The 6250-nt window shown below is 69.6% G+C and carries 4 protein-coding genes and 1 pseudogene; 1 reads left to right on the forward strand and 4 read right to left on the reverse strand.

Annotated elements, in window-relative coordinates:
* Positions 1 to 129 precede the first annotated feature (129 nt).
* Positions 130 to 1110, reverse strand: a complete 981-nt coding sequence (locus AB0J95_RS00495; protein WP_364750267.1) for a DUF4185 domain-containing protein — start codon at positions 1108 to 1110, stop codon at positions 130 to 132.
* A 1065-nt stretch (positions 1111 to 2175) separates the two neighbouring features.
* Positions 2176 to 3036, reverse strand: coding sequence for a 16S rRNA (cytidine(1402)-2'-O)-methyltransferase (gene rsmI / locus AB0J95_RS00500; protein ID WP_364750269.1), 861 nt, complete (start codon positions 3034 to 3036; stop codon positions 2176 to 2178).
* A gap of 24 nt (positions 3037 to 3060) precedes the next feature.
* Between rsmI and AB0J95_RS00505 the strand changes: the two genes are divergently transcribed.
* Positions 3061 to 4608, forward strand: coding sequence for a phospholipid carrier-dependent glycosyltransferase (locus tag AB0J95_RS00505; RefSeq protein ID WP_364750271.1), 1548 nt, complete (start codon positions 3061 to 3063; stop codon positions 4606 to 4608).
* A gap of 503 nt (positions 4609 to 5111) precedes the next feature.
* Here AB0J95_RS00505 and AB0J95_RS00510 read toward each other — a convergent pair.
* Both AB0J95_RS00510 and AB0J95_RS00515 read right to left on the reverse strand, forming a co-directional pair.
* Complete coding sequence (locus tag AB0J95_RS00510; RefSeq protein WP_364750274.1) at positions 5112 to 5693, reverse strand: DinB family protein; 582 nt, start codon at positions 5691 to 5693, stop codon at positions 5112 to 5114.
* A gap of 75 nt (positions 5694 to 5768) precedes the next feature.
* Positions 5769 to 6250: pseudogene (locus tag AB0J95_RS00515) on the reverse strand (hypothetical protein); the annotation flags it as partial.

Raw genomic sequence — 6250 nt, forward strand, 5'->3', positions numbered from 1 at the left:
AGAACCCTTCGGGAGAAGAACCGGGAACTGGCCGTGCGGAAGCGACAAAGACACCCATTCCAAGGCCACCTCCCTCTCTCTCGAAGTTGCGCGCACTCTAACCACAGCGCCGCGGCACGCGCACCTGATTTATGCGCCGAGGTCGGTGCGCATCAGCCAGATGTTGTACGGACCCCATTGGGACAACGTGAAGTACACGCTCGTGCCGTCGTTGGCCCACGGGTGCAGGTAGCCGCCGTAGAGCCCCGGATAGTCCTCGCCACTGACCACGATCTGGCCGTCCGCCCACGGCCCGGTCAGCTCCGGCGCCGACCTCAAGACGATCGCCGCCCGGGCCTCATCGAGGTGCAATGCGAGCCAACGGCCGAAATAGTCGTTGTACGCCAACGACATCTCACCGACAGGCCCGGTCATCACCGGGGTCGCCCGACAGGGGTCGCCCTTGATCCACTTGCCTGCCGCCCAGTACTCGTAGGCGGGTGGGTCCAGGACGTCGAACCGACGGCATCTGCCCAGGTAGGCGTCGTCGAAGCGGCCGTTTGTCGTACCCATGAGGTAGACATAGTCGTCGGCTTGAGCGAACGCACAGATCTGGAAGGGGTGATCGCCTTTGGGTGAGTTAGGCCAGCGCGCGCCCGGCGGTTTGACCCAGGTCTTGCCGCCGTCGGCGGATACAGCGATGCCCGCGTAGTTCGTGTCCCACCGGCCCGCCGGACCCCACTTCCGCACGGACATGTAATGCAGGTAGTTGTAGCCGCCCACGGCGATACCCGAGTTCGGGATCACGGTGTTCTCGTCAGCACCACGGTCCCGCTCGAGGATCTGGGCCGCCATGCCGTCCGCGCGCGGGACAACTGAATCAAGGCGCAGCCCGGACTCCAGGTCCTTGCTGGTGGACAACGCGAGGGCGTTGCACCGCCAGTCCGAGCCACGCGGCGGCCCGGCCCCGAACCCACCCCAGCCGAGGCCGTAGGTGTCCCCGAAGGCGACGAGCAGTGTGCCCTGCCCGTTGTCCCAGAGGATGCCGAGGTCGGTCGCGTGGATGCCGAACCGCCGGGTGACCGCGCCGGTCACCGGTGCGATCTCACGCGTGCCCAGCACCCGGATCATGAGGCCAAGCTACGTCGCCAGCCGCCGTCGTGCATGCGCAGCTGGTTGCCCGGCACCTCGCTGGAGGAACTTCAGCGAACAGCGCCGGTCTTGAACCAGCCCGAACCGAGAACGCGGGCGGACCGGCCCGGGGTGCTGGAGTACATGACCGCCTCGGCCATCAGCAGCGGGACAAACGGCGTCCGGCGACTCGCTCGCGCGACTCGTCAACGGCGCCAGTGCGGCCTACGCACGCGATATGCGCGGCGGTTGAATGTGGAGGTCGCTGTCCCGGCGGTGGAATCGAGCCGCCGACGCGGTCGCGCGGCTGATGGTCGAGCGAGCCCGCACTGTCCGAGCAGGCACGCTCGGTTCGGGCACGCTCGGGTCGGGCAACGCTCGGGTCGGGCAACGCTCGGGGCAGGCACGCTCGGGGCACCGACGGCTGTCGGCCACGCGGGTATGACCGAGTCAGTCGCCACGGGCGCGGTCGAGTGAGTCGGGCGCCACGGGCGCGATCGAGTCGGGCGGCACGAGTGCGACCAAGATGAGCGGCACAGGTGTGACCTTGCGGTGCACCGCGAGTGCGACCGAACCAGACGCAACGGATGCGACCGAGTCGGGCGCCGCCGGTGGAACCGCGCGGGGCGCTGGAGATGTGACCGAGTCGTCGGCACGGATCTGACTGTGTGGGGCGCCGCGGGTGTGAGCCCCTCGGGCGCCGCACATACAGCCGCGTCGGCCTCCAGTTTGGCCCAAGTCGGTCAACGCGGGTGCGACCGAGCTAGGCGCCGCGGAAGTAGGCGCGCCGCGCGCCGCCGATGCGGCGGTGTAGACGCATCGGCGCGGTGGAGCGGGGCACCGTCGGCACAGCGGCGGCGGCACAGCGGCATCGGTGTCGGCACGGCAGTGTCGGTGCCGCGTCGGCGCAGCGGCATCGGTGTCGGCACGGCAGTGTCGGTGCCGCGTCGGCGCAGCGGCATCGGTGTCGGCACGGCAGTGTCGGCGTCTGCGCGGCGGTGTCGGCGTCTCGTCGGTGTCGGCGCGGCGGTGTGGCGCGCAGTTCTGGTGGAGGTTTGGGGTGGGTTAGGTGGGTGGGTGGGGGGTGATGCTGGCGTTGTAGAGGTCTTTTTTGCTCATGCCTGCTGCTTCGGCCAGTTCGGCGACCACGGTCTTCATGCGTTCGCCTGCCGCTACGCGGGCTTGGACTTGTTCGACCAGCGCTGGGATATCCGTCTCTGTGGCTTGTTTGGGTGGGGCGGGGGCTAGGACGACGGTGATCTCGCCGCGCGCGCCGTCGACGGCCCAGTCGGCGAGTTCGCGCAGGGTTCCGCGGCGCACCTCCTCGTAGGTCTTGGTCAGTTCGCGGCAGACCGCGGCTTGGCGGTCATCGCCGAGGACCTCTGCTGCGTCTGCCAACGTTGTCGCCAGGCGGTGCGGGGATTCGAAGAACACGGCGGTGCGCGGTTCGGACACCAGCGTTGTGAGCCAGCGGTTTCGTTCGCCCGGTTTCCGGGGCGCGAAGCCTTCGAAACAGAACCGGTCGCTTGGCAGCCCGGACACCGCGAGGGCTGTTGTCACCGCGGAAGGCCCAGGCAGGCACGTAACGGTCAAATCCTCCGCGATGCACGCCGCCACGATCCGGTACCCGGGGTCCGACACGCTCGGCATCCCCGCGTCGGTGACCAGGAGCACGGTGTCGCCATCGGCTATCGACGCCACAAGTGCGGGGATGCGGCTGTTCTCCACCGCGTCGTAGAAGCTCACGACACGCCCATGTGGCGTCACGCCGAGCGCGGCCGACAGCGCGCGCATCCGCCGGGTGTCCTCCGCGGCGATGACATCCGCGCTGGCCAGGGCCTCAATCAGGCGGGGCGAGGCGTCCCGGGCATCGCCGAGCGGGGTGGCGGCGAGGACCAGTCGACCCGCACCGGATACGGGGTTCACATCGCTCACCCTACGATCGGGCGCGTGACAGCCCTCGTGACCCGCCAGGCGGACGACCAAGTGGAGGAGGCCGCCCAGGTGTCCGCGCCGGGTCCCGACCCGGCGGAAAGCGTGCTGGGCCGGCCGATGCCGGCCGACCGGCTGCGCGGGTGGGTGACCGCCGGGGTGATCGCGCTGATCGGCGGGATCATCCGGTTGCAGAACCTCGGGTTCCCCACCCACGACGGCACCCCGGTGTTCGACGAGAAGCACTACACCCCGCAGGCGTGGCAGATGCTGCGCAACGGGTTCTACGAGGACAACCCCGGCTACGAGCTGACCGTGCACCCACCGCTGGGCAAGCAGCTCATCGCGTTCGGCGAGTACCTGTTCGGCTACAACGGCTGGGGCTGGCGGTTCGCCTCGGCGGTGCTCGGCACGCTGATGATCCTGATGATCGTGCGGATCGCGCGGCGGCTGACCCGTTCCACCCTGCTCGGCGCGATCGCGGGCATCCTGCTGATCTGCGACGGTGTGCTGCACCTGATGAGCCGCACCGGGATGCTCGACATCTTCATCGCGTTCTTCGTGCTCGCGGCGTTCGGCTGCATGCTGCTCGACCGGGATCAGATGCGCCAACGCCTGGCCACCACCGTCCGCGAGGGCTGGGTCAACGACTCGATCTACGGGCCCCGCCTCGGCTTCCGCTGGTGGCGGCTGGCCTGCGGGGTCTGCCTCGGCCTGGCCACCGCCTCGAAGTGGGGCGGCCTGTACTGGATCGCCGGGTTCGGGCTGCTCACGGTCATCTGGGACGCCACCGCCCGGCGCTCCGCCGGTGTCCGCCACCCGTGGCTGGGCATGCTGTGGCGCGACCTGCTGCCCGCGTTGTGGGCGTTGCTGATCATTCCCATCCTGGTCTACCTGGGCACGTGGTGGGCATGGTTCGGCAGCGAGACGGGCGTCGACCGGCACCTGGTCACGACCTGGTGGGGCCCGTTCGGCCCGGCGCTGCGCTCGCTGTGGACGTACTCCGGCAACGTGCTGAACTTCCACGAGCACCTGGTCACCAAACCCGGCGAGCAGCACCCCTGGGAGTCCAAGCCCTGGACGTGGCCCATGGGCCTGCGCCCGATGCTCTACTACTGGGACAGCACGACCACCGGCTGCGGCGAGGCGCAGTGCGTGAGCGCGACGATGCTCATCGGCACGCCCGCCATGTGGTGGCTGGCCCTGCCGATGCTCGCGTGGGGCTTCTGGCGGGTCATCGCCCGTCAGGACTGGCGCTACGCCGCCGTGCTGGTCGCCTACCTCGCCGGCCTGCTGCCGTGGTTCCTCAACCTCGACCGCCAGATGTACTTCTTCTACATGACGCCGGTCTCGGCGTTCCTGGTCCTGGGACTGGTCCTCCCACTGGGTCAGATCCTCGGCAAAGCCAAGGACGGGTACGAACGAAGAGGAACGGGCCTGCTGGTCGTCGCCCTCTACGTGGGTCTGGTCGTGGCCAACTTCATCTGGCTCTGGCCGCTGCTGAACGGCGACTCGATCACCAACGCCCGCTGGCAGGCCGAACTCTGGCTCCCCTCCTGGCGCTGACCCACGCGGGACGCGGTCCCGGCGCTGATCCCCGCGGTCATCCGGTCCAAGCGCTGACCCACAGGCGATGCGGTCGTCCGATACCGGCACCGATCCTTGGCGGTCATCCGGTCCAGGCGCTGAGTCTCGCGGTCGTCCAGCCCAGGCGGCGCCCCGGCAGCCATCCGGTTCAGGCGGTGCCGTACACGGGATGCGGCGGCCGATACCCAGCACCGATCCTGGGTGGCCAACCGGTCCAGGCGCCGAGTCTCGCGGTCGTCCGGCCCAGGCACTGACCTCCACAGGGATGGGATCGTCGGTCTCGGCGCTGATCCCGGGCTGCCATCCGGTTCAGGCGCTGGTCCACGCGGTGATGCGGTCCCGGGCTGATCCTGTGCGGCAATCCCGTCCAGGCGCTGAAACTCGCGGTCGTCCGGTTCAGGCGCTGATCCTGGGCGGCCATCCGGTTGGGCGCTGATCCACGGAGGGATGCGGTCGTCGGGTTCTGACGCTCACCACCTCCGTTATCCGGCGCGGTGAGCGTCCGCGGCTGTCTGGATCTTGATGAGGTACGCCTTCCACCAGTCCTGGTCGCCTGCGTCGTCGTGGTCCTTGCCGCCACGGCCGTCGATCATCTCGCGGACGATGTCGGCGTGACCGGCGTGGTGGGCGGTCTCGGCGACGACTCGCACCAGCACCGAGCCGAAGGTCGTGTGCCGCTTCTCCTGGGACCACCACTGCACCTCGGCCGGGGCGTCGAGGGCCACCTCGGCGATCGACTGGTCCGAGTACCGCCAGACCTCCTTGTACAGGCCAACGATGTACTCACGGCTCTGGTCGGCGGTCGCCCACATGTCCGCGCTGTCCCACACCGAGTCGTCCTCGATCCACGGCAGCCGCACGGGCGCCGGGCGGCCGACCGACTCGCATAAGTACCCCGACTCGACGCCGGTGACGTGCTTGACCAGGCCGAGCAGGTTCGTGCCGGACGGCGTCATCGGCCTGCGGACGTCGTACTCGCTCAGGCCGTCGAGCGACTTCAGCAGGTTGTCGCGGGCCTCCTGCAAGTACCGGTACAGATCGGCGGCCACACCAGTGGGGGTCATGGTCGCCAAGCTATCGCCCACCACCGACAAAAACCCGTCGCGAGGCCGCTGACCTGCACAAACGCCGGGATCGGCTCAGAGGTCGAAGCGGCGGGTGGGTGGGTTCTTCTTGGTGGGGCGGGTGCGGTCCGGGTCGGGGACCGGCTGGACGTTGGGGTTGTCCTGGGGGCGGGCGACCTGGGTGCGCTCCGGGTCCTGGCGTGGCTGGTCCGGGCGGGCGACCTGGGTGCGGTCTGGGTCATCCGCGGGGAACGTCTGGGGGCGGTCGGCGTCGGGGCGCGCCGCCTGCGTGCGGTCCGGCTCCGGACGGCTGAGCTGGGTGCGCTCGGGATCCGGACGGCCGCCGACCTGGGAGTCCTGACGGACCTGGTCGGGACGTCCGACCTGGGTGCGGTCAGGATCCTGACCGGGACGGTCCGGGCGACCAGAGTCCAGCCGGACCTGATCAGGGCGACCGGCCTGCGCCTGGTCCGAGCGGCGGTCGGAGTCCTGGCGGGCCTGGTCGGGACGGCCGCCCACCTGGGTCCGGTCAGGATCTTGGCGGACCTGGTCCGGAC

The organism is Actinocrispum sp. NPDC049592 (genome assembly GCF_040675465.1).
Lineage (GTDB): Bacteria > Actinomycetota > Actinomycetes > Mycobacteriales > Pseudonocardiaceae > Kibdelosporangium.